The sequence below is a fragment of the Amycolatopsis sp. NPDC059027 genome (assembly GCF_042739735.1).
Lineage (GTDB): Bacteria > Actinomycetota > Actinomycetes > Mycobacteriales > Pseudonocardiaceae > Amycolatopsis.
The window spans coordinates 14834-37056 of the sequence record NZ_JBHYIK010000005.1 but is presented as its reverse complement, the minus strand read 5'-3'; the positions used below and the strand labels follow the sequence as shown (position 1 = coordinate 37056).

General features: G+C 69.7%; 23 protein-coding genes and 1 pseudogene (1 of these 24 cut by a window edge). 13 read left to right on the top strand and 11 right to left on the bottom strand.

The window, feature by feature from the left end:
- Window positions 1-315 precede the first annotated feature (315 nt).
- The 3 genes from ACFWY9_RS04930 to ACFWY9_RS04920 all read right to left on the bottom strand — a co-directional run bounded on the left by ACFWY9_RS04930 (window position 316) and on the right by ACFWY9_RS04920 (window position 4344).
- The gene (locus ACFWY9_RS04930) at window positions 316-1584 is read right to left on the bottom strand and encodes an aspartate aminotransferase family protein (RefSeq protein WP_378338187.1); all 1269 of its coding nucleotides are present in this window, start codon (window positions 1582-1584) and stop codon (window positions 316-318) included.
- A gap of 66 nt (window positions 1585-1650) precedes the next feature.
- A complete protein-coding gene (locus ACFWY9_RS04925; RefSeq protein ID WP_378325011.1) occupies window positions 1651-3285 on the bottom strand; it encodes a thiamine pyrophosphate-binding protein in 1635 nt (544 codons plus the stop codon).
- A gap of 57 nt (window positions 3286-3342) precedes the next feature.
- Window positions 3343-4344, bottom strand: a complete 1002-nt coding sequence (locus ACFWY9_RS04920; RefSeq protein WP_378325010.1) for a glutathione S-transferase family protein — start codon at window positions 4342-4344, stop codon at window positions 3343-3345.
- An 87-nt stretch (window positions 4345-4431) separates the two neighbouring features.
- Here ACFWY9_RS04920 and ACFWY9_RS04915 point away from each other — a divergent pair, with 87 nt between their 5' ends.
- Window positions 4432-5802 (top strand): wax ester/triacylglycerol synthase family O-acyltransferase, encoded by a 1371-nt coding sequence (locus tag ACFWY9_RS04915; RefSeq protein WP_378325009.1) that lies wholly within the window; start codon window positions 4432-4434, stop codon window positions 5800-5802.
- Window positions 5803-5828: 26 nt separating this feature from the next.
- Here the strand turns inward: ACFWY9_RS04915 and ACFWY9_RS04910 are convergent, their stop codons facing one another.
- Window positions 5829-7010 carry an MFS transporter gene (locus ACFWY9_RS04910; RefSeq protein WP_378338186.1) on the bottom strand — a complete coding sequence of 394 codons (1182 nt, stop codon included), beginning with the start codon at window positions 7008-7010 and terminating at the stop codon, window positions 5829-5831.
- 56 nt (window positions 7011-7066) lie between these two features.
- Between ACFWY9_RS04910 and ACFWY9_RS04905 the strand changes: the two genes are divergently transcribed.
- Entirely contained in the window at window positions 7067-7636 is a 570-nt protein-coding gene (locus ACFWY9_RS04905) for a TetR/AcrR family transcriptional regulator (RefSeq protein ID WP_378325007.1), read from the top strand.
- 72 nt (window positions 7637-7708) lie between these two features.
- Here the strand turns inward: ACFWY9_RS04905 and ACFWY9_RS04900 are convergent, their stop codons facing one another.
- A complete protein-coding gene (locus tag ACFWY9_RS04900; RefSeq protein ID WP_378325006.1) occupies window positions 7709-8695 on the bottom strand; it encodes a PQQ-dependent sugar dehydrogenase in 987 nt (328 codons plus the stop codon).
- 324 nt (window positions 8696-9019) lie between these two features.
- Between ACFWY9_RS04900 and pqqA the strand changes: the two genes are divergently transcribed.
- The 6 genes from pqqA to ACFWY9_RS04870 all read left to right on the top strand — a co-directional run bounded on the left by pqqA (window position 9020) and on the right by ACFWY9_RS04870 (window position 13401).
- On the top strand, window positions 9020-9112 hold the full coding sequence (pqqA, locus tag ACFWY9_RS04895; RefSeq protein ID WP_345399451.1) for a pyrroloquinoline quinone precursor peptide PqqA: 93 nt from the start codon (window positions 9020-9022) through the stop codon (window positions 9110-9112).
- Window positions 9113-9185: 73 nt separating this feature from the next.
- Window positions 9186-9878 (top strand): pyrroloquinoline-quinone synthase PqqC, encoded by a 693-nt coding sequence (gene pqqC / locus ACFWY9_RS04890; RefSeq protein WP_378338185.1) that lies wholly within the window; start codon window positions 9186-9188, stop codon window positions 9876-9878.
- A 1-nt stretch (window position 9879) separates the two neighbouring features.
- Window positions 9880-10152, top strand: a complete 273-nt coding sequence (pqqD, locus tag ACFWY9_RS04885) for a pyrroloquinoline quinone biosynthesis peptide chaperone PqqD (RefSeq protein WP_378325002.1) — start codon at window positions 9880-9882, stop codon at window positions 10150-10152.
- The gene (gene pqqE / locus ACFWY9_RS04880) at window positions 10149-11234 is read left to right on the top strand and encodes a pyrroloquinoline quinone biosynthesis protein PqqE (RefSeq protein WP_378338249.1); all 1086 of its coding nucleotides are present in this window, start codon (window positions 10149-10151) and stop codon (window positions 11232-11234) included. Before pqqD ends, pqqE begins: the two co-directional genes overlap by 4 nt.
- Window positions 11231-12121, top strand: a complete 891-nt coding sequence (pqqB, locus tag ACFWY9_RS04875; protein ID WP_378338184.1) for a pyrroloquinoline quinone biosynthesis protein PqqB — start codon at window positions 11231-11233, stop codon at window positions 12119-12121. The genes pqqE and pqqB overlap by 4 nt, the downstream gene beginning before the upstream one ends.
- A 185-nt stretch (window positions 12122-12306) precedes the next feature.
- Window positions 12307-13401, top strand: a complete 1095-nt coding sequence (locus ACFWY9_RS04870) for an alpha/beta hydrolase family protein (RefSeq protein WP_378338183.1) — start codon at window positions 12307-12309, stop codon at window positions 13399-13401.
- A 27-nt stretch (window positions 13402-13428) separates the two neighbouring features.
- On the opposite strand, the gene ACFWY9_RS04865 is transcribed toward ACFWY9_RS04870, so the two are convergent.
- On the bottom strand, window positions 13429-14403 hold the full coding sequence (locus ACFWY9_RS04865; RefSeq protein ID WP_378338182.1) for an aldo/keto reductase: 975 nt from the start codon (window positions 14401-14403) through the stop codon (window positions 13429-13431).
- Between the two features lie 117 nt (window positions 14404-14520).
- Here ACFWY9_RS04865 and ACFWY9_RS04860 point away from each other — a divergent pair, with 117 nt between their 5' ends.
- Window positions 14521-15033, top strand: a complete 513-nt coding sequence (locus ACFWY9_RS04860) for an ArsR/SmtB family transcription factor (RefSeq protein WP_378324998.1) — start codon at window positions 14521-14523, stop codon at window positions 15031-15033.
- 94 nt (window positions 15034-15127) lie between these two features.
- Window positions 15128-16369 carry an MFS transporter gene (locus ACFWY9_RS04855; protein ID WP_378338181.1) on the top strand — a complete coding sequence of 414 codons (1242 nt, stop codon included), beginning with the start codon at window positions 15128-15130 and terminating at the stop codon, window positions 16367-16369.
- Here the strand turns inward: ACFWY9_RS04855 and ACFWY9_RS04850 are convergent.
- Genes ACFWY9_RS04850 through ACFWY9_RS04840 form a run of 3 tightly spaced genes read right to left on the bottom strand, consistent with a single transcriptional unit; the run spans window position 16345 to window position 17699 of the window.
- Window positions 16345-16842, bottom strand: coding sequence for an SRPBCC family protein (locus tag ACFWY9_RS04850; RefSeq protein WP_378324996.1), 498 nt, complete (start codon window positions 16840-16842; stop codon window positions 16345-16347). The genes ACFWY9_RS04855 and ACFWY9_RS04850 overlap by 25 nt on opposite strands.
- Window positions 16839-17189 (bottom strand): metalloregulator ArsR/SmtB family transcription factor, encoded by a 351-nt coding sequence (locus tag ACFWY9_RS04845; protein ID WP_378324995.1) that lies wholly within the window; start codon window positions 17187-17189, stop codon window positions 16839-16841. Before ACFWY9_RS04845 ends, ACFWY9_RS04850 begins: the two co-directional genes overlap by 4 nt.
- A gap of 21 nt (window positions 17190-17210) precedes the next feature.
- Complete coding sequence (locus ACFWY9_RS04840; RefSeq protein ID WP_378338180.1) at window positions 17211-17699, bottom strand: MaoC family dehydratase; 489 nt, start codon at window positions 17697-17699, stop codon at window positions 17211-17213.
- 64 nt (window positions 17700-17763) lie between these two features.
- On the opposite strand from ACFWY9_RS04840, the gene ACFWY9_RS04835 reads away from it, so the two are divergent.
- Window positions 17764-18438 carry an ArsR/SmtB family transcription factor gene (locus tag ACFWY9_RS04835; protein WP_378338179.1) on the top strand — a complete coding sequence of 225 codons (675 nt, stop codon included), beginning with the start codon at window positions 17764-17766 and terminating at the stop codon, window positions 18436-18438.
- A gap of 4 nt (window positions 18439-18442) precedes the next feature.
- Here ACFWY9_RS04835 and ACFWY9_RS04830 read toward each other — a convergent pair whose 3' ends face one another.
- The gene (locus tag ACFWY9_RS04830) at window positions 18443-19828 is read right to left on the bottom strand and encodes an amidase (protein WP_378324992.1); all 1386 of its coding nucleotides are present in this window, start codon (window positions 19826-19828) and stop codon (window positions 18443-18445) included.
- Window positions 19825-20754, bottom strand: coding sequence for a D-2-hydroxyacid dehydrogenase (locus ACFWY9_RS04825; RefSeq protein WP_378338178.1), 930 nt, complete (start codon window positions 20752-20754; stop codon window positions 19825-19827). The genes ACFWY9_RS04830 and ACFWY9_RS04825 overlap by 4 nt, the downstream gene beginning before the upstream one ends.
- Before the next feature lie 162 nt (window positions 20755-20916).
- Here ACFWY9_RS04825 and ACFWY9_RS04820 point away from each other — a divergent pair, with 162 nt between their 5' ends.
- Together ACFWY9_RS04820 and ACFWY9_RS04815 are read left to right on the top strand one after the other, a co-directional pair.
- On the top strand, window positions 20917-21672 hold the full coding sequence (locus tag ACFWY9_RS04820; protein WP_378324990.1) for an Asp/Glu/hydantoin racemase: 756 nt from the start codon (window positions 20917-20919) through the stop codon (window positions 21670-21672).
- A gap of 89 nt (window positions 21673-21761) precedes the next feature.
- A pseudogene (locus ACFWY9_RS04815) lies at window positions 21762-22223 on the top strand (maleate cis-trans isomerase) (it continues 323 nt past the right edge of the window).

Here is a 22223-nt window from a genome sequence, read left to right as displayed (position 1 = left end):
GCTATTCTTCTTTTTTTTACACACCTCGTCGTTTGATCTCTCCCAAACAACCTCTCTTGTTGTTGTCCCTTGTCCCCCCCCCCCCCCCCTCTCCTCGCCCCCTTCGCTCCAGCCCCGGGCGCGGATCGGCCGACCGGACGCGTCCCGAACGACGCGTTGCGAACGCTCAACGTCCCCAACGACGCGTTCGCGACATACGCGTCAAGGTCACGTCTCGAACGCTCCGTTCGGGACGTTCACCGTCACGAACGCGTCGTTCACGGCACGACCGACCCCCACCGTCCACTGAGGACACCCGACGACCGAGCCCGGAGCTCAGCCCAGGCGGTCCAGTGCCCGTGGCAGCGCCGAAGCCAGCAGGTCCAGCTCCGGTTCGGCGGCGATCAACGGCGGCGACATCACGACGCCCTTGCCGACCGGACGCACCAGCACGCCCTCCTCACGGCAGAGCCGTTGCAACCGACCGGGAGCGCCGGGGTCGGCCGAGAGCACGTCCGCGCGAAGCTCGACAGCGGCGAGGAAGCCGAGCCCAGCCCGTACCTCGCCGACGAGCGGATGCGAACCCGCGCCGGAGAGCGCGTCCGCAAGCGGTTTCTCCAGCTCACGGCCGCGCGGGATCAGGCCGTCGCGTTCGTAGATGTCGAGGGTGGCGTTCGCCGCCGCGCACGCCACCGGGTGCCCGGCGTAGGTCGCGCCGTGCCGCAGCGTCGGAGCGCCGGGGGTACCGGTGAAGAACGGTTCGGCGACCCGCGGCGCCACGATCAGCGCGCCGAGCGGGATCGTCCCGCCGGTGATGCCCTTGGCGGTGGTGATCAGATCGGGCCGCACCGGCCACCGGTCGATCCCGAACCAGGTGCCGAGCCGCCCGAACGCGGCGATCACGCAGTCGGCGACGAACAGCACGTCGTGACGGCGGCAGATCTCGGCGACCGCTTCGATATAGCCGTCCGGCGGGAGCAGCACGCCCCCGGCGCCGATCACCGGTTCGCAGAAGAACGCGGCGACACGCTCGGCGCCGACGCGCTGGATCTCCGCCTCCAGTGCCTCCGCGCTGTCGTACGGAATGTGCGAGAACTCGGGCGGCTGCGGCCCGAAGCCCGCCGCGTTCACCGCGATCCCGCCCGCCGCGGTGCCGAACCCGTGCGTGCCGTGGTAGCCCTGCACCCGCCCGATCACGTGGACCTTCTCCGGCCGCCCGGTGTGCGCGAAGTACGACCGCGCGATCTTGACGGCGCTATCCACGACGTCACCGCCGCCCGAGCCGAGGAACACCTTCGAGCCGGGGGTCGGCGCCAGCGCGGACACCCGCTCGGCCAGCTCCAGCGCGGGTTTGTTGGCGTAGTAGCCGAACAGGTTGTACGAGTCGAGCGTGGCGAGCTGATCGGCGACGGCCCGCGTGATCTCCTCGCGCCCGTGGCCGAAGTTGGCGTACCACAGGGACGCGGTGGCGTCGAAGTACCGCTTGCCGTCCTCGTCCCAGACGTAGGATCCCTCGCCGCGGGTGATGACGCAGCGGTCACCGTCGACCGCACCCATGTCCGCGAACGGATGCCACAACGGATTCGTCTGCCGTGCTGAACTCATGCGACCTCCTCGGTCCTCGCCCTCCATCCTGTCCCGGATCACTACGGGACGCGAACCCGGGAAGCCTCAGCGATCCTCGCGGCGGTACCAGCGCGGGGAGGTGTTGATCGGCGGGGCGAGCCGCGCGCGGACGACCAGCACGTTCGGCTCGTCCGCCTTGACGAACTCGCCGAGCTGCCGCCGGAACGCGCGCCCGAACCCGGACACCCGTTCCGCGTGCACGCCGAACGATCGGGCGAGGCCGACGAAATCCGGGCTGTCCCAGTCGACGCCGCGATACGGCAGGCCCGCCCGCTCCTGGTCGTAGCGCAGCATGCCGTAGCCGTCGTCGTCGACCAGGATGACCGTCACCGGAAGCTGTTCCGCGGCCAGCGTCGACAGATCCCCGACGCCGTAAAGAAAACCACCGTCGCCGGTGACGCAGATCGCCCGCCCGCCACCCGCCGCGGCCGTGCCGAGCGACGCCGGGAAGCCGTACCCGAGCGTGCCCCAGCCCATCGGGTAGGCGAACCGCCGCGGCTCGCGGAACCGGTGGAAGCCACCGAGCCAGTAGCCCGCGACGCACATGTCGGAAACCACCACCGCGTCCGAGGGCAGCACTTCCTCCAAAGTGGACAGAAAGTCCGCCGCCTGCGGTTCCTCCTGGCGAATCCGCCGCCGCACCCGGCGGCCGATCGCGGTGAGCCGCGTGGTCAGTTCTTCCAGGCCCGGCCGTTTCGGGACGTCGATCACCTCGACGACCTCGCGGGCATCGCCGACCAGCATGAGGTCCGGCGGGTAGTTCTTCGCCGCGTCGTCCGCGTCGACGTTGACGGCGATCAGCTTCCGCGGCTTCGGCATGAGCCAGTTCTGCGTCATCAGGCCGTCGAAGTCGGTGCCGACCGCGAGCACGACGTCCGCCTCGTCCCACAGCTCGCCGACCTCCGGGGTGTGGACCGGATTCGGTGCCAGGCAAGGATGTTCGGGCGGCAGCAGGCCGCGTGCGGCGAACGTGGTGAGCACCGGCGCGCAGAGCCGTTCGGCCAGCCTGCCGATCACCTCGCCCGCCCCGGACCGCAGCGCGCCGCCACCCGCCCAGATCAGCGGCCGCTTCGCACCGGACAGCAGTGCCTCGGCCGCGCTCAGCTCGGAGATGTCGATGCGCGGCGCCATCGGCGGCGACGGCGGTTCGCGCCGCGGCGCGGTGTCGCGAAGGTAGTCGGTCGGGATGCCGAGGTAGACCGGGCCGCTCTGCGGTTGCAGTGCCAGCCGCGCCGCGCGGTGCAGCGTGGTGCCGATCTGGTCGGCGGCGCGCACGGTGAACCCGGCCTTGGTGACCGGCGCGAACATGGCCTGCTGGTCCGATGTCTCGTGCAGCACCCCGCGGACCACGCCGGGCCGCCGCAACGTCGACGGGATGTCGGTCGCGATGACCAGTACCGGTGCCGCCGAAGCCATCGCCTCGCCGACGGCGCCGAGCGTGTTGGCCGCGCCGGGCCCGGTGGTGACGAGCGCGACGCCGAGTTTGCCGGTGGCCCGCGCGTAGCCGTCGGCCGCGTAGCCCGCCGTCTGCTCGTGCCGTACGCCGATCAACCGGATCCCGGTGTGCGCGAGCGCTTCCCACAGCGGAAGGTTGTGGACCCCGGGAAGTCCGAACGCGACTTCGGTGCCCAGGGCGGTCAGGGCGTCCGCGACATGTTGTGCTCCGGTCCGATCACCCACCCTGGCATGCTGCCAGATGGCCGAACGCAGCGGCAACACCACCCAGTGTCATGACCATCACCAGCGAGGACCGGCGAATTCGCCAGCCGGCGGCGGCCCCGGCGGAGTGCCGTCGCCGAAGGGACGTCCACCGAGCGCCTCCCGCTCGTGCGGGGTCGTCCAGCCGGAAAGATCGGGGCCGAGCGGGACGATCCGCGTCGGGTTCACCTGCTCGTGCACCGCGTGGTAATGCCTTTTGATGTGGTCGAAATCGACCGTGTCCCCGAATCCGGGGGTCTGGAACAAATCGCGCGCGTAGGCCCAGAGAACCGGCATTTCGGTCAACTTGTTCCGATTGCACTTGAAATGGCCGTGATACACCGCGTCGAAACGAACGAGTGTGGTGAAAAGCCGGATGTCCGCTTCGGTGATCGTGTCACCGACGAGATACCGCTGCCGCTCCAGTCGTCCGGAAAGCTCGTCCAGCCGGGCGAAAAGCCGCGTGTAGGCGTCCTCGTACGCGGCCTGTTTGCTCGCGAATCCCGCCTGGTACACGGCCGCGTTCACATCCTTGAACACGCCGTCGTTGACCTCGTCGATCTCCGCGCGCAGCCGCTCCGGGTACAGCTCGGGCGCGCCCGGCCGGTGCAGGCTGGTCCATTCGGTGGCGAGGTCGAGCGTGATCCGCGGGTAGTCGTTGCTCACCAGCCGCCCGCTCGGCACGTCGACGAGTGCGGGCACGCTGATGCCGCCCATGTAGTGCGGGTCGGCGGCGTGGTAGGCCTCGGCGAGGTAGCGGATGCCGAGCACCGGGTCACGGTCGTCGGGGTCGAGAGTGAAGCGCCAGCTCTTCTCGTCCTGGATCGGGTCGGCCACCGCCACCGACAGCGCGTCCTCCAGCCCGAGCAGCCGCCGCACGATCAGCCCGCGACTCGCCCACGGGCAGGCGCGGCTCACCACCAGCCGGTACCGGCCCGCCTCGACCGGCCAGCCGTCCCCGCCGCCGGCCGTGACGCGCGCGTCGAAATGGTTGGCGGAGCGGCGGAACTCCCCCGTCTTCGGATCGGTCGGGATGGTCATGCCTGCCAGCCTAGATCGAATCTGCCCGATCGGCCGTGGTGTGCGTACACTCGCCCTCCCGGGGTACCGCGAGGGAAGGTGGTCGGCATGCCGATGATGCCCGTGACCGACTCGATGTTCCTTCTGATCGAGACGCGCGAACATCCGATGCACGTCGGCGGCCTCAGCCTGTTCCGCAAACCCGACGGCGCCGGGCCCGAGTACCTGCGCGAGATCCGGGCGGGCCTGCTCGAGGACGAGAACATGCGCACGGTGTTCCGCCGCCGCCCGACGCGCCCGGTGAACACGCTCGGTCACGTCGCCTGGTCCACCGACACCGATCTAGAGCTGGATTACCATTTCCGGCACTCCGCGTTACCTGGGCCGGGCCGGATCCGCGAGCTGCTGGAGCTGACATCGCGCTGGCACAGCACGCTGCTCGACCGCCACCGTCCACTGTGGGAATCCCATCTCATCGAGGGCCTCGCCGACGGCCGGTTCGCCATGTACACCAAGGTCCACCACGCGCTGATGGACGGCGTTTCGGCACTGCGGCAGCTGCAGAACACGCTCAGCGACTCACCGGACGACCTCGCCTGCCCGCCGCCGTGGGGCACCCGGAACACGAACGGGACCCGCAACGGCAAGGCGCCCGCGTCGTTCCTTCGCACCGCGAGCGCCACGCTCAACCAGCTCGCGGGCATCGCCCCGGCCGCGGTGAAGGTCGCGCGCGAAGCCTTCCAGGAGCACACGCTGACCCTGCCGTTGCAGGCGCCGAAAACCATGCTCAACGTGCCGATCGGCGGCGCGCGCCGGTTCGCCGCGCAGTCGTGGTCACTGGACCGGGTCCGCGCCATCGCGACCGCCGCCGGGGTGTCCCGCAACGACGTCGTGCTCGCGATGTGCTCGGGCGCGCTGCGCGACTACCTCATCGAACAACGCGCGCTGCCGGACGCCCCACTGATCGCGATGGTCCCGGTTTCCTTGCGGCGTAAGGAAGACAGCCACGAGGCCAGCGGCAACAACATCGGCGCGCTGCTGTGCAACCTGGCCACCGACCAGCCCGACCCCGCCCACCGGCTGGCCGCGATCCACGCCTCGATGCGCAACGGCAAGCGGCTGTTCTCGGAGTTGTCCCCGCTCCAGACGCTGGCACTCTCCGGCATCAACGTCGCCGCGCTCGGCGTCTCGCCGCTGCCCGGCGTCGTGGAGAACACGCGCCCGCCGTTCAACCTGGTGATCTCGAACGTCCCCGGCCCGCGCAAGCAGATGTACTGGAACGGCGCGCAGCTCGACGGCATCTACCCGGCGTCGGTGCTGCTCGACGGCCAGGCCCTGAACATCACCCTGACCAGCAACGGCGACAACCTCGACTTCGGTATCACCGGCTGCCGCCGCAGTGTCCCGCACCTGCAGCGCATCCTCGTTCACCTGGACACCGCCCTGGCCGAACTGGAAACCGCCGTGGTGGCCGCGTGATTCAGCCCGGCCACCCGTAGAACAGCTCAGGAACGGCTTCGAGCCGCCACCGGCGGGATATCGATAGCCTTCGAATCGCGCACGAGCACGAACGTCAGTCCACAAGCGACAATCGCGACGCCCGCGGCGAGCGCGAACGCCGGGCGGTACCCGAAGTGCGCGGCGACCACTCCGCCGATCGGGCCCGCGGCGAGAATCCCCAGGTCCCACAGGGAGGTAATCGATCCGACCGCGGTACCCGGCCGGATCGCACCGGTGCGCTGCAACGTCATCGCCGTCGTCGCGGGGAAAACCGTGCCGATACCGACGCCGGTGATCGCGGAGCCCAGCAGGGCGAAGAACTCGGTGGGCACGGTGGCGAGCAGCGTCAGCCCGGCGCATTCGACGAGCAGCACGATCCGCGCCACCGCCGCACCGCCGTAGCGGTCGACCATCGGGCTGCCGAACGACCGGGTGAGCAGGAACGCGATCGCGAACACCGCGAGTCCGAGATCCTGCCCACCGACCCCATCGCCCAGGTACAGCACGAGCAGCGCGGTCAGGCTGCCGTAGCCGTACGCCGCCATGCCAAGGCACAGGCCGGGAAGCCCGGCCCCACGCGGCAGGATCTCCCGCCACGACCGCGGCCGGACCGGCACCGGCTCCCCGGGCGGTGGCGGGCGCCGGGTCGTCGCGGCCAGCACCGCCGACACGATCGGCAGCGCGATCACCGCCACCCACACCGATCGCGCTCCGCCGATGCCGTGCAGGACCACCGCGAGCAGCGGCCCCAGCGTGAGCCCGCCCCACATCGACAGGCCGAACCAGCCGGACACCCGCCCACGCCGATCCGCGGGCGTGGCCGCGAGAACCCACGGCAGGCTCGCCGAGAACAGCATCCCCTCGCCGATCCCCATCAGCAGCCGCGCGACGAGCAAGGTCCCGGCATCCGGCGCGAGCAGGTGCCCGGCCGCCGCCACCGAGGTCAGCACGCCACCGGTCAGCACCACCGTCCGTGCGCGCCCGGCGTCGCCCGCCCGCCCCGCGAATGGCCGTGTGCCCGCCGCCGCCGCGAAGGCGACCCCGACCAGCAGGCCCGCGGTCGCCGGGCCGGAGCCGTACTTCGCCACGACATACCCCGGCAGCTCCTGCAACGTCGCCCCGAGGGCGAGGTAGCCGCACAGCACACCCGTCCACAGCCGCCGCAGCGGAACTCCGGCATCAGTCATGAGCTGCACAGTACAGATCGGTACTGTCAAAAGTACAGAGTGGTACTGTGTGTTCCGTGACCCAGGAGGCGACCCGGGAGCGGATCCTCGAAACCGCGGCCGGACTGTTCTACGAAAAGGGCGTCCACGCGGTGGGCGTCAACGAGATCGCGGCGCGCGCGGCGGCGTCGAAGCTGAGCCTGTACCGCTATTTCGAGTCCAAGGAGCGGCTCGTCGAGGCGATGCTCGCCGAGCACAGCGACCGCATCCACGCCTGGCTGATCCGCGAGACCGCCGGCGCGCCCGCCGGGCCGCCGCGCGTGCTTTCGGTGTTCGATCTGCTGCTCGACTGGTTCGCCCAGCCCGGCTACGGCGGCTGCACTGTCGTCAACACCGTCACCGACACCCGTGCGGCACCGGCGATCGCCGCGATCGCCAGACGTCACCTCGCACGTTATCGGGCACTCCTTGAAGAAAGGATCCGTGAGACAGGCGTCGAGGACCCGATTCCCCTTGCCCGGCAACTCCTTCTGCTCATCGAAGGGGCGAGTGTGGTGACCACGATCGACCGCGACCTCGGGGCCGGAGCCGACGCCCGCGCGGCCGCCGCGACGCTGCTTCGCGCCCAGCTGCCATCCGCGGGGTAGCCGGAAACGTTCCCGAGGCGATCGGCGGCGGCGCCCAATACTCCCGGCACCGCCGCCGATCCGTTCGGAAGCTCAGTTGCCGTCGGCGGTGTAGATGCCGCCCGGCGTGACGACCCACAGCTGGCCGTCGGGACCGGCGACCTCGTCGCGGGTGCGGCCGAGGTTGGTATAGACCTTGCCACCCTTACCCGCGGTGTCCAATTTGTACGTACCGCCCTTGAGCGCGGCCATGTACAGCTTGCCCTTGTAGGAGGCGATGCCGCTCGGCGTCGCCTCCGAGGTCGGCCACTGGTTGACCGGGTTGGTCATCCCCGCGACACTGCATTTTCCTTCGCATTTCGGCCAGCCGTAGTTCTTGCCCGGCTCGATCTTGTTCAGCTCGTCGACCTTGCTGTCGCCGATTTCCGAGGCGTAGAGCTGGTTTCCGACCCAGGTCAGGCCCTGCACGTTGCGGTGCCCGTAGGAGTAGACCGGGCTGCCGAACGGGTTACCGGGCGCGGCCTTGCCGTCCGGGGTGATCCGCAGGATCTTGCCGCCGAGCGAGTCCTTGTTCTGCGCGTTGTCCCCGTTCTTCGCGTCCCCGGTGCCGACGTAGAGGAAGCCGTCCGGGCCGAATTTGATCCGGCCGCCCTGGTGGAACTGCGTTCCGCGCGGGATCCCGGTGAGCACCGGCGTCGGCGACTGCCCGAGTTTGAGCTTCGCGACCCGGTTGTCCGAGGCGGTCGTGTAGTAGATGAACACGGTCTGGTCCTGTGCGTACTTCGGCGACACGGCCAGCCCGAGCAGGCCGGCCTCCTTGGTCACGCTGACGCCGGGAATGGTCTGGACATCGCTGACCTTGCCGGACTTGTCGATCCTGCTGATCTTCTTGGCGTCCTTCTGGGTGAACAGGGCGGTGCCATCTGGCAGGAAGTCCACCGACCACGCCTCGTCCAGACCACTGGCGACCTGCTTGATCGCCTGGGCCGAGACACCGTCCGCGGCGGCGGGCGCCGCGACGCCGAAAGCGGCAAGGGCGGCCGCGATGACGGGCATGGTGAGCTTGCGACACAACGACATTTACGCCTCCTGATAGCTGCACCCCGGGTAGCTCGGACGGCGGATCGGATGCTCGGGGGACATCCGCGAAGTGGGATAGAAACACACCAGGTAGTCAGCCGGACACCACTGGACGGGTGGCGAAAGCGCTTTCACATCCCTGGCCGGAACTCCGCGAGTGATCATCCGGAGCCGCGCTATCCGCCATCGGGAGGAACGGTACCCACCCCGTGGGAACAAACCTGGCGACGTACCGTCCCGCGCTCCTACTGTGGCGGGTGCTCGACCCGGTCGTCCCGGGCGGACGTCCGGCGGTGCACCCTTCACCGATCCGAGGAGTTGCAGATGATCGAAACCACAGAGGTATGGACCACTCCGGACTTCGTCGAGTACGAGACCCCGATGGAGGTCACCGCCTACGCGGCCCGGATGGAATGAGCCGTTCCCGCCGGTGGCGCCCGACCGCGCCACCGGCGGGCTCCCACCAGCACCGAGCCGCCGGAGGCCGCGCATGTCCCCGCTCCTGAGTCCCGAAGAGTTCGGCGCCGCGCTCCGCGGCCTCGCCCCGCGTTACTGGGGAACACACCCCTTCCACCACCGGATGCACGCGGGCGAGCTCACCGAACACGAGCTGAAGACCTGGGCCGCCAACCGGTGGTACTACCAGTGCGTGCTGCCGCAGAAGGACGCGGCGATCATCAGCAACTGCCCGGTGCCGGAAATCCGCCGCCAGTGGCTGGAGCGCATCGTCTACCACGACGGAACCGAGGCGGGCGAGGGCGGTATCGAGCGCTGGCTCCGGTTGTGCACCGCGGTCGGGCTCAGCCGCGAAGAGGTGCTCGACCAGCGGCACGTCGCACCCGGTGTCCGGTTCGCCGTCGACGCCTATGTGACGTTCGCGCGCACGAAACCGTGGGTCGAGGCCATCGCCTCCGGACTGACCGAGATGTTCGCCGGACATCTCATGCAGCGCCGCGTCGCGGACATGCTCGCCAACTACGCGTGGATCGCACGCGAAGACCTCGCCTACTTCACCAACCGCATCGACGCGGTTTCCGGCGAGGGCAAGGCGACGCTCGACATCGTGATCCAGCACTGCGCGACCCGGGAACAGCAGGACAAGGCGATCTCGGCGCTGTCGTTCAAATGCGACGTGCTGTGGTCGATGCTCGACGCGATAGCGGGCGCCGCGGCGAAGGAGTGAGATGACGACCATCGGCACGGGCTCGGTCCCGGAACTCCGTCGCGGCGTCCGGCTGACCTACGACCACACACGGGAAACCCACGTTCTGTTGTTCCCCGAGGGAGTGCTGGTGCCGAACCCGACCGCCGCCGCGGTACTCGAACTGTGCGACGGCGACCGGACGATTTCGGCCATCACACAAGCGCTGGGCACACGCTATTCCGGCGTCCGCGAACAGGACATCATCGACGTGCTGACGCGGCTGGAAGATCGGCGGATCGTACGATGGCAGTGAAAGCGCAACCCCCGCTCGGCATGCTGGCCGAGCTGACCCACCGCTGCCCGCTGCACTGCCCGTACTGCTCCAATCCTGTCGAGCTGGCGAGCCGCGAGTCCGAACTGTCCACACAGGACTGGCTGGCGGTGCTCTCGCAGGCGCGGGAACTCGGCGTGCTGCAGGTGCACATGTCGGGTGGCGAACCGTTGGCCCGACCCGATCTGCCGGAACTCGTCGCACACGCGGCCGGGCTTGGCTGCTACGTCAACCTCGTGACGTCCGGGCTAGGCCTGACCGAGAAACGGCTCGCCGACCTCGTCGAGCGCGGTATCGCGCACGTCCAGCTGTCCGTGCAGGCCGCCACCGCGGAGCGGGCGAACCTGCTGGCGGGTGCGCGGGCCCACGACCACAAACTCGCCGTCGCCGGGCTGATCAGGAAGGCCGACCTCCCGCTCACCGTGAACGTCGTGCTGCACCGACGAAATCACGATCAGCTGGCCGGGATGATCGCGCTCGCCGAGCGAATGGGCGCGGACCGGCTCGAACTGGCGAACACGCAGTACTACGGCTGGGCGCTGCGCAACCGCGACGCGCTGATGCCGACCCGCGAACAACTCGCCGTCGCCGAGCCGATCGTGCGCGAGGCCACCGAACGGCTGCGCGGGAAGATGGAGATCGTGTACGTCGTCGCCGACTACTACGAGCCGTATCCGAAGCCGTGCATGTACGGCTGGGGCGCGCGTCAGCTCACCGTCGCGCCGGACGGCACCGTGCTGCCGTGCCCGGCGGCCACCGCGATCACGACGCTGGAACTGGACAACGTCAGGGAAAAACCGCTCGAGGAGATCTGGTACGAGTCGTCCTCCTTCACCGCCTACCGCGGCGAAGACTGGATGAGCGAACCGTGCCGGACGTGTGATCGACGCTCAGTCGACTTCGGCGGCTGTCGCTGCCAGGCATTCCTGCTCACCGGCGACGCGGCCGCGACCGACCCGGTGTGCTCGCGCTCGCCGCACCGCGACGTCGTCGACGTGATCCTGGCGGCGCCACCTCCCGTCACGGCACCGGAGCTGGTGATGCGCACGGTGACCACGCGATGAAGATCATCCTGCTCGGGACCGCGGCGGGCGGTGGGTTCCCGCAATGGAACTGCGCGTGCCGCCTGTGCACGTCCGGCGCGATGCCACGTACCCAGGACTGCGTCGCGGTCAGCGCCGACGGCCGGGGCTGGTACCTGCTTAACGCGTCGCCGGATATCCGCGCGCAGATCCTGGCCACACCGGCGTTGCGCGCCGGGCCGGACCCTCGCGAAATCCCGCTGCGCGGAGTACTGCTCACCGACGCCGAGCTGGACCATTCGCTGGGTCTGTTGATGCTGCGCGAGGCGGGCGGTCTGCCGGTGTGGGCACCGGACGCGGTGCTGCACGCGCTGTCCCGGCATTTCCCGGCGCGGTCGATCATCGACGGCTACGGCGGCTGGGACTGGTCGTCCACTTCGGACATCAAGCTCGACGGTCTCGTGGTACACGCCCTTCCGGTGAGCGACAAACGTCCGAAGTACGCGCGTTCGTCCACTGAGGACGGACCGTGGGTGGTGGCCTACCGGATCGAGGACCCTGCGACGGGGGGCGTCGTCGTCTACGCACCCTGCCTGCGCGGCTGGCCGGACGGGTTCGACGAGCTGACCGACGGCGCGGACCTGGTCCTGCTGGACGGCACCTTCTACGCGCCGGACGAGATGTCGGGCGCGACGCGGGCGCAGGTCGGTGACGGCGCGCAGCTCGCGATGGGCCATCTCCCCATCGCCGGAACAGCGGGCGGTCTCTCGCAGATCGCCCGGCGCCGCGCCGCTCGTCCGGGGACCCGCTGGGCCTTCACACACCTGAACAACACCAACCCGGTACTGGACCCGGCCTCCGCCGAACACGCCGCCGTACTCGCCGGCGGTGCCGAACTCCCCGGTGACGGCACCGAATTCACCTTCTGACCCCGGCGCGGCTCACGCGCCCCAATGTGGCGTTCGGTGCGTCCAACGCACCCAATGCCACATTGGGGCGCTCGACCGCGGGGCCCATCAGAGCCGGGGAAGACTTGGTGACTACGGGATTTCACCGAGGGGATTCCGGGGGTTGTCCGGATGTCGGCGGCAAAACACGACCGGACACTGGGAGCATGAGACTCCGAACCCTGGCCATGGCGGGCATCCTCGCCGTCGGCCTCACCACCACCGGCGTCGCGAACGCGGCGACCGTGTCGGCAGCACTGCCCCGGCCGACCGGACACCACAAGGTCGGCTTGTCGACCTTTCAGCTGACCGACACCCGTCGTGCCGATCCGTGGGTCCCGGCACAGCGCCGCGAACTGATGGTCTCCCTGTGGTACCCCGCGCGCTCCGCGAGCGGCCAGCGCGCGAAGTACATGACACCTCAGGAATCCACCGCGCTGGGCACGGCGGCGAAGATCCCCGCCGACTTCTTCGCGGGAGTCGATACGAACTCCACAGTGGACGCTCCAGCGCTCGGCCGGAAAGCGCCGCTGGTGGTGCTATCACCCGGATTCCTGTTACCACGCAACACTTTGACCTCGCTCGCGGAGGAGCTGGCGAGTCGCGGCTACGTCGTCGCGGGCATCGGCCACAACTACGAAGCGCTGGCGACCAGCTTCCCGGACGGGCACACCACCGGCTGCGAGGCATGCGCCGTCAAGGACTGGACGAAACTCGTCGACACCCGCGCCGCCGACACGTCGTTCGTACTCGACGAGCTGACCGGACCGCGGTCACCCCACGGCGTCGCACGCCTCATCGACGCGAGCCGGATCGCGATGGTGGGCCACTCGATCGGCGGCTCGAGTACCGCGCCGGCGATGCTGGGCGACCCCCGGATCGGCGCCGGGGTCATCGTGGACGGCAAGTTCTACACCCCGGTGACCGGCCTGAACCGCCCGTACCTGCTGCTGGGCAAGCCGGAACACCTGCCGGGCGGCACCTGGGACCCGACCTGGGACACCGGCTGGCCGGAGCTTGGCGGCTGGAAACGCTGGCTGACCGTGGACAAAAGCGACCACAACACCTTCACCGACGCGAACTACCTCGCGGCGAAGGCCGGTTTCCCGATGCCCGATGACCTCATCGAGCCGCTGCGGGGCATCCGGATCACCGAGGCGTACGTGACGGCATTCCTCGACCAGCACCTGCGAGGCCACTTCCAGCCGCTGCTGTGCGGCCCCTCGCCGCGGTACCCCGAAGTCCGCTTCTGGAACCCGTGAACCGCGCGATCACCGGCGCCCGGCCGGTCAGGCGATGCCTTCCGGGCTGGCGCCGGTGATCGAGACGGCGTCCGCGGTGATCCGGTCGATCTCGGCCAAGTCATCCGACGAAAGCTCGATGTCCGAGGCGGCGAGGCTCGCTTCGATGTTGGCGGGCTTCCGGGCCCCGACGATCGCGGCGTGCACACCGGGCCGCGCCAGCGTCCAGGCGATGGCCAGCTGACCGACCGAAATCCCCTTCTCCCCGGCGAAGGCCGACAGCTTGTCGACAATCTCCAGATTGCGCCGCAGGTTTTCGCCTTGGAACGCCGAGGAACGCGAGCGCCAGTCGGTGGCCTCGAACTTCGTGTCCACGCTGAGGGCGCCGGTCAGCAGGCCACTGCCGAGCGGGCTGTAGACCAGAACGCCGATGTCGTGCTCCCGCGCGTAGGGCAGCGGATCGGCCTCGATGCCTCGACGGAACAGGTGATACGGCGGCTGAAGTGTCTCCACCGGGCGGTGCTCGTCGAACGCGGCGAGCTGCGCGGTGTCGTAATTGGACACTCCGATGTGCCGGACCTTCCCCGCGTCCACGAACTCCTGCAGCACCCCGGCGGTTTCCTCGGCGGGAGTGCCGGGATCCGGCCAGTGCACCTGGTACAGGTCGATGTAATCGACGCCGAGATTGCGCAGGCTCGCGTCGAGGCCCTCGGTCAGCCACTCGCGGCGGGCATCGCGGGCCCGTTCCGCGCGTGGCTTGGTTCCGCCCTTCGTGGCGATGACGACACTGTCGCGGTTCCGCTTCAGCTCGCCGCGCAATGCCTTGCCCAGCAGGACTTCGGACTTCCCCGCACCGTAGGCCTGCGCGGTGTCGAAGAGGTTGACGCCGAGTTCGCGAGCGCGGACGACGGCGGCGATCGCGACGTCCTCGTCGAACGAGCCCCAGGCGCCACTGAGCTGCCATGTGCCGAAGGCGATCCGTGAGACTTCGATGCCACTCCTGCCCAAAATCGTCGTACGCATGCTTCCAGCACAGCACAGACATCGGATCTCCGCAGTCACGCGCGGCGGAAATCCCGTCCATCGAAACCACCAAATAACTGTTTGACAGTTGCCTCCGCTCACCGGGATACTCGGCCCATGCCGGAGTCCCCCACCCTCGACGATCTGCGCGTGCTGGCCCATCCACTGCGGTTGCGCATCCTGTCGCTGCTGACGGGCACGGCGATGAGCGCGGCCGAGGCCGCGCGCGAACTCGACGAGACCCAGGCCAATGTCAGCTACCACCTGCGCCGGCTGCACGAGGCCGGCCTGCTGGACATCGTCGAGGAAGTCCGGATCCGTGGCGGGCGAGCGAAACGCTATCGCCACGATCCCGAGTCGGGGCCGCGGCTGACCGGGCGTAGCCCCGAGGAGGACCACGTCCTCCTGGCGTCGGTGGCCGAGGAACTCAAGCGCCGCCTCGAATTCCGCGCACCGGAACACCCGGCGTCGATCACCGACGCCGAGGTGTGGGTCGACCCGGCGGTCTGGGCGCAGGCCCTGTGCCAGGCCACCGAACTGAGCCGCCTGCTGCATGATGCGGCCGAGCCGCCGCGCACCGCGGGCACGGTCCGGGTGAGTGCGAGCGTCGCCCTGTTCGAGCTGCTGTGAGCGAACACCCCGGCATGAGCGACGCTTGCGAGCGAATCATGGATGCCACGCGCCAAGGAAAATCCAACACAGTCTCGCGGAGCGAGGCGATCGCATGAGCGCGCGGACGCTGCTCGTCCCGTTGCGCGAGCGCAATTTCCGGCTGCTGGTCACCGGCAGGACGTTCGCCGACTTCGGTAACGCGGTCGCGCCGCTCGCGCTGGCCTTCGCCGTCGTGGACCTGACGGGGTCGGCGGTCGACCTCGGCATCGTGGTCGGCGCACGCTCGCTGGCGAACGTCCTGTTGCTGCTCTTCGGCGGGGTGCTGGCCGACCGGCTGCCGCGCTCGGTGATCCTCCAGGGCACCGAGCTGGCGGCGACGGTCACCCAGGCCCTCATCGCCGCGAGTGTCCTTTGTGGATTCGCTTCGATTCCGCTGCTGGTCGCGCTCAGCCTGGTCAACGGCGCGGTCGCGGCCATCTCGCTGCCCGCGGCGGCCGCGATCACCCCGCAGACCGTGTCCGCCGCACAGCTCGGCCAGGCCAACGCGCTGGTCCGACTGCTGTCCAACGCGGGCCGGATCGGCGGCGCGGCGATCGCCGGTGTCGTCGTCGCGGCAGTGGGGTCCGGCTGGGCGGTCGCGGCGAACTCCGCGCTGTTCCTCGGCGCCGCCTTGGCCTACCGCGGCATCCGGCTGCCGCGCGGCACCCGTGTCCCGGACAGTAAACCCCTCGCGGAGCTGCGCGAGGGCTGGCGGGAGTTCGCCTCCCGCGCCTGGGTGTGGATCGTCGTCCTGCAGTTCATGGTGGTCAACGCCGTGGCCTTCGGCGCGCTGATGGTGGTCGGCCCGCTCATCGCCGACGACTCCTTCGGCCGCGCGGGCTGGGGTTTCGCGCTCGCCGTCCAGACCGCAGGCTCGTTCGCCGGTGGCCTCCTCGCGGCGCACTGGCAACCACGCCACACCCTGATGTTCGGCGTACTGATGGTGGCGCTCGACTCGATACCGCTGTTCACCCTCGGCTGGTCACCGGTCTTGCTGCCGTTGCTGTTCGCGATGTTCGTCTCCGGCCTGGCGGTCGAGCAGTTCGCCGTCGCGTGGGACGTTTCGTTGCAGGAGAACGTGCCGGAGGACAAGCTCGCCAGGGTGTACTCCTACGACATGCTCGGCTCGTTCATCGCGTTGCCGCTGGGCGAGATCAGTGCCGGCCCGCTGGTGGAGCACGTCGGCAGGGAGGCGACGCTGATCGGCGGCGGTGTGCTCGTGGTCCTCGCGACGGCGCTCGCGCTGTGCAGCCGCCAGGTGCGCGGCCTAGTCCGCAAGGTTCCCGAGGCTCATCGCCCGGCGAGCGCCTCGTAGTACGCCTTCTGGCCGGGGTGGTAGTCGGTGAAGGCGGGCAGCGGACCGTCCACTCCGGACGCGACGAGCTGGTCGAGATAGTACTCCCAGCCGGGGCCGATGTCGCCGATACCGGCGTCGGATTCGAGGTGCTGGACCAGCCGCAGCACGCACGCGCCTTCGGTCACGGTCAACAGCAGCTCCAGCCGCCAGCTCCCGTTCTCGTCCACTGTGGACACGGCGAGCCGGCGCGGCGGCTCGCAGGCGTCGATGCGCAGCTCGAACCACGGCGCGCCCTCTTCGAAGGCCATCTGGACCTGAACGGTGCGGCCGGGCGCGGCATCGCCCTTCCAGGCACCGAACCACCGCGCGGTGCTCTCCGGTTCGGTCACGCTCGCCCAGACGTCGTCGATCGGCGCGCGGAAAGTACGCTCCAGCACCAGATCGCAGCCGTCGGCCGTGCGCAGGAGCCGCCCGGTCGGAGTGGGAGTCATGCGATGTCCTCCTCGTCGTCGCGTGCCCTCGTGCGGGCACGCCGGGTGCGCTGGACCTCGGTCTCCAGCGCGTCGAGCCGGTGTTCCCAGCCCGAGGGCCGCAGGAACCGGGCCAGCCAGCCGGCGAGCTCGGCCAGTGGCGCCGTATCGAGCACATAGACGCGACGACGGCCGTCCGGCTCGTCGCGCACGAGGCCGCTCTCGCGCAGGACCCGCAGGTGCCTGCTGATCGCGGGCCTGCTGATGTCGAACCGCTCGGCGATCTCGCCCGCGGCGAGATTCTCCTTCCTGAGCAGGAGGAGAATCTCGCGACGGACCGGGTCCGCTATCGCGCCCGCGACGTCCACGGATGAAGCGTAACCGATGAGTTACGCGTTGGGGAAGGCCTTTCGCCGCAGGAAGTTGAGCACAGTCAGGCGAAGGACCACGTCGTCGTCCTGGTCGATCAGCTCGGCCAAGGTGCGCACCAGACCGCGGTCCGGCTTCGACCGCGAGGGCTGGGTGTCCAGCACCATGACCCGTAGCCGGACCGCGGTACCGGGGCGGACCGGCTTGAGCCAGCGCAGTTCGTCGGCGCCCGGCCCGCCGAGACTGGCCACTGTGGACAGATAGTGATCGGCGAACAACCGCATCAGCACGCTCGCGGTGTGCCAGCCGCTGGCGATGAGCCCGCCGAACGGGCCGTCCTGGGCCGCTTCCCGGTCGACGTGGAAGCTCTGCGGGTCGAACCGCCGCGCGAACTCGACGATCTCCGCCTCGGTGAACGCGGCGCGACCGAACTCGTACGCCGCGCCGGGCCGGTAATCCTCGAAATACCGTTCACCGATCGGGACGGCGAACGCTTCGGTCGTGGTCATGGCGGCAGCCTGCCACGGGAAAGCTTCGATCCGCGGCGAACAATCATGCGGCTAGCCTGAACGCGTGCGCACAGAGCCCGACATCGCGACGGTCGCCAGGGCGATCGGCGAACCGGCTCGCGCCGCGATGCTGCTCCAGCTGATGGACGGCGAGGCGCACACCGCCCGCCGCCTGGCCACGGTCGCCGGAATCGCGCCGTCGACGGCCAGCTCGCATCTGCGGATGCTGTGCGCGTCGGGACTGGTGCACGTCACCGACGCGGGACGGCGGCGGCTGCATCGGCTGGCCGGGCCCGAGGTCGCCCAGCTCGTCGAAGCCCTCGCCGCGCTCGCCCCGCCCCGGCTGCCCGGCACGCTCCAACCGGTGCCGCCCACGGACGCGATCCTGGCGGCCCGGATCTGTTACGGCCATCTCGCCGGGCAACTCGGCGTCGAAATCGCCATCGTGCTCCGGAAGGACGACATCGTGCCCGCACTCGCACCCGGCGAGACCGGCGTGGTGCGCACGTTCGGCCATCCGCTGCTGGCGGCGTTGGAGATCACCGGACTCGAGCCCGGCCGCGCGGGCGTGCGTGCCTGTGTCGACTGGTCACACGGCACGACACACCTCGCGGGCGCGCTGGGGAGTGCCCTGCTTTCGGGCCTGCTCGCGGCGGGCTGGGTACGCCGCCGCCCGGCCGGGCGGGCACTGCGGATCACCGCCGCGGGCCGGGAACGCTTGGCGGAGCTGGGTTTCTAGCCGATCAGCGCGATGCCCACGGACGGACCTCTTCGAGCAGTTTCGCGACCGCCAGCACCAGATCGTCCGAATGCCGTGGCCCGACGATCTGCAGCCCGACCGGCAGCCCGGACGTCGTACGCCCGGCGGGCACACTGATCGCGGGCTGCTGGGTCAGGTTGAACGGGTAGCTGAACGGCGTCCACTCCGGCCATTCGCTCAGCCCGCTGCCGGGCGGGACGTCGTGGCCGGCCTCGAAAGCGGTGATCGGCAGGGTCGGCGTGATCAGGACGTCGTACCGGGTGTGGAACTCGCCCATCAGGATGCTGAGTGTGGCCTTGTCGGCGAGCGCGCCGAGGTAGTCGCTCGCCGAGTACGTCCGGCCCTTCTCCCAGACCCGGCGAAGTCCCGGGTCGACCTTCTCCTCGGAACCCGCCGGGAAGGTGTCGAGCAGTTTGGCCGCGCCGGCGGACCAGAGGACATCGAAGGCGGCCTTCGGATCTGAGAAACCGGGATCGGTTTCCTCGATGCTCAGCCCGGCCTCCTCCAACGCCGCGACGGCGGAGGCGACGATCGCGGCGACCTCGGGGTCGACGTCGACGTAGCCCAGCGTCGGCGAGTACGCCGCGATGAGCCCGCGCACGTCACGCCGGACCGCCTCGCGGTAGGCCCCGAGCGCCGTGTCGAGCGCGGTCGGGTCGCGGTGATCGGGCAGCGACAGGATGTCGAGCAGCAACGCGGTGTCGTCCACCGACCGCGCCATCGGGCCCGCGTGCGAAAGCGGGCCGAACGGGCTCGCCGGGAAGAGCGGGATGCGGCCGTGAGTCGGTTTGAGGCCGACTATGCCGCAGAACGACGCCGGTATCCGGACCGAGCCACCGCCGTCGGTGCCCACCGAAAGCTCACCCATGCCCGCCGCGACGGCCGCGGCGCTGCCGCCGCTCGACCCGCCCGCGGTCTTCGCGGGGTCGTGCGGATTGCGGGTGATCCCGTTGAGCGGGCTGTCCGTGACGCCCTTCCAGCCGATCTCCGGTGTCGTGGTCTTGCCCAGCACCACCAGGCCGTTTTCCCGCACCCGCGCGGTGACCGGGCTGTCGACGTCCCACGGCTGCTCGGGGTCGATGCACTTCGAGCCGCGCACGGTCGGCCAGCCCTGGGTCAGGAACATGTCCTTGATCGAGATCGGGACGCCGTCCAGCCAGCCGATCGGATTGCCGTCACGCCAGCGGATTTCGGAAGCTTTCGCCTGTTCCAGCGCGCGATCGGCGTCGACGAGGCAGTAGGCGTTGACCTCGTCCTCACGTTCCTCGATCACCCCGAGCGCGTTCTGCGTCGCCTCGACCGGGGAAAGCTCGCCGGTGGCGTACGCGGCGACGAGTTCGCTGGCGGTCAACAATGTCGTTTCGTTCATCCAGTCCTGACTTCCGGTGACGGCACGTACCCGAGCTGCTTGTCCACGACATTGTGCAACGGTTCCCCCGCTCGCCACCGGCCGAAGTTCTCCCGGAACACCTCGACCAGCGTGTTCCGCCAGCCGGCGAAGTCGCCGGACATGTGCGGCGACACCAGCACGTTCTCCATGGTCCACAGTGGACTCTCCGGCGGCAGCGGCTCGGTTTCGAACACGTCGAGCGCGGCGCCGGCGATACCACCCTCGCCCAGCGCCGCGACGAGGTCCGAGGTCACCACGAGCTCGCCGCGGCCGACGTTGACGAACCGCGCGGACGGTTTCATCGCCGCGAACGCCGCCGCGTCGAACATGCCCTTCGTCTGCTCCGTCAGCGGCGCCACGGCGACGACGTAGTCCGCGGCGGACAGGCAACCCGGCATTTCGTCCGTACCGTGCACGACGCCGAAGTCCGGGTCGCCGCTACGGGCCCGGCGTCCCGCGCCGCTCACCCGCATCCCCGCCGCGCGCAGCAGCCGCGCGATCGCCCTGCCGATCGGCCCGGTGCCGACCACCAGCACCTCCCGCCCGGCGACGCGCTCGCTCTCGCGGTGCAGCCAGCGGCTCTGCCGTTGCAGGTCCAGCGAACGGGCGAAGCCCTTCGCGAAGGCGAGGATCACGCCCAGGACGTACTCGGCGATCGCGCCGTCGAACACCCCACGCGAATTCGTCAGCACCACGTCGCTCTCGCGCAGCCCGGGGAACAACACCGGGTCGACACCGGCACTGGCGATGTGCAGCCAGCGCAGCCGGTCGGCCGCGTGCCACGCCCCGGGCACCGCGGTGGAGAGGAAGTCGTACACGAAGAGGATGTCCGCCCCCGATAACGCATCGGGCAGTCCCGCCGCGTCCGTGTAACGAACCACCGCGTCGGCTTCGATAGCGCGCATGTCTGGTGGTTGGCCAGCGCCGCACAGCACCGCCAAAACCGGGGAATCCGACGCGATCACGTTGACACGGTAGGAGCCGCTCGTATGATTGTCAACAATCCGAGGACTGACCCCCGGAGCGACCGGACCTGTCATCTTCAGACGCTCTCCGGAGGGCTAGCCTTGGACCTTGATTTCCTCGCGTTCGAAGGGCCGTTGGCACAGCGGGGCATCGGTGTCATCGCCCCGTTCGACCTCGCCCTGGAACGCGAACTGTGGCGCTGGGTGCCGATGGAGGTCTCCCTGCACCTGGCGAGAACCCCGTACGAACCGGTGCCGGTCAGCATGGAGATGGCCCAGCTGGTGAGCGACCAGCGGCACCTCGCCGCCGCGACGAGGGACGTCCTGCACGTCGAGCCCGAGGTCGTCGCCTATCTCTGCACCTCGGGCAGTTTCGTCAACGGCGTCGACTACGAACGCTCCCTCACCAAGGCCATCTGCGACGCCGGCGCCCCGGACGCGGTGACCACTTCCGGCGCGCTGGCCGAGGTGCTGCACAGCCTCGACCTGCGCCAGGTGTCGGTGCTGACCCCGTACGACGCCGACCTCACCGGGAAGCTGCACGACTTCCTCGCCGAAATCGGCGTCACCACGGTGTCGAGCGATCACCTCGGCCTCGGTGGCGGCATCTGGAAGGTCAGCTACCGGACCATCGCCGAACGCATCCTCGCCGCGGACCACAGCGCGGCCGACGCCATCTTCGTCAGCTGCACCAACCTCCCCACCTACGACCTGATCGACCCGCTGGAAGCCGCGCTCGGCAAACCGGTGTTCACCGCCAACCAGCTGACGATGTGGGCCTGCCTGCGCCGCATGGGACTGCCCGTGGTCGGGCCCGGCAAGTGGCTCCGCGAGATCACCCAGCCCCCTGTTCCTTAGTGCCACCCCCTTTCGCATCCACCCGGAGGAGTGAAGTTTCCCGCCGTTGTTAGGATTGTCGACAATTTGCGCTGCTTCCCGGAGGTTCCGTGACCACCATCGGCTTCATCTACCCGGACCACGCCGCCGAGGACGAGTACCCGCTCGCCGAACAACTGCTGGGCGGCGATCGGAGCGGCATCCGGCTCCCGGTCGAGCACATCTACGGCACCGACCTGCACGCCGTACCCGAGCTCCTCGACCTCGGCAGCGAGGCACGGCTCGCAGAGGGCGCGTCGCTGCTCGCCAAGCACGAGCCCGACGCGGTGGTCTGGGCCTGCACCAGCGGCAGCTTCGTCTACGGCTGGGAAGGCGCGCGGGACCAGGCGGACCGGCTGGCCGCCGTCGCCGGCGTCCCGGCTTCGAGTACCTCCTTCGCGTTCGTGCACGCCGCCAAGGCGCTCGGCGTGCGGCGGGTCGCCGTGACGGCGAGCTATCCCGACGACGTCGCCCGGCTGTTCGTGGACTTCCTCGCCGCGGGCGGGGTCGAGGTGGTGTCGATGTCCAGCGCG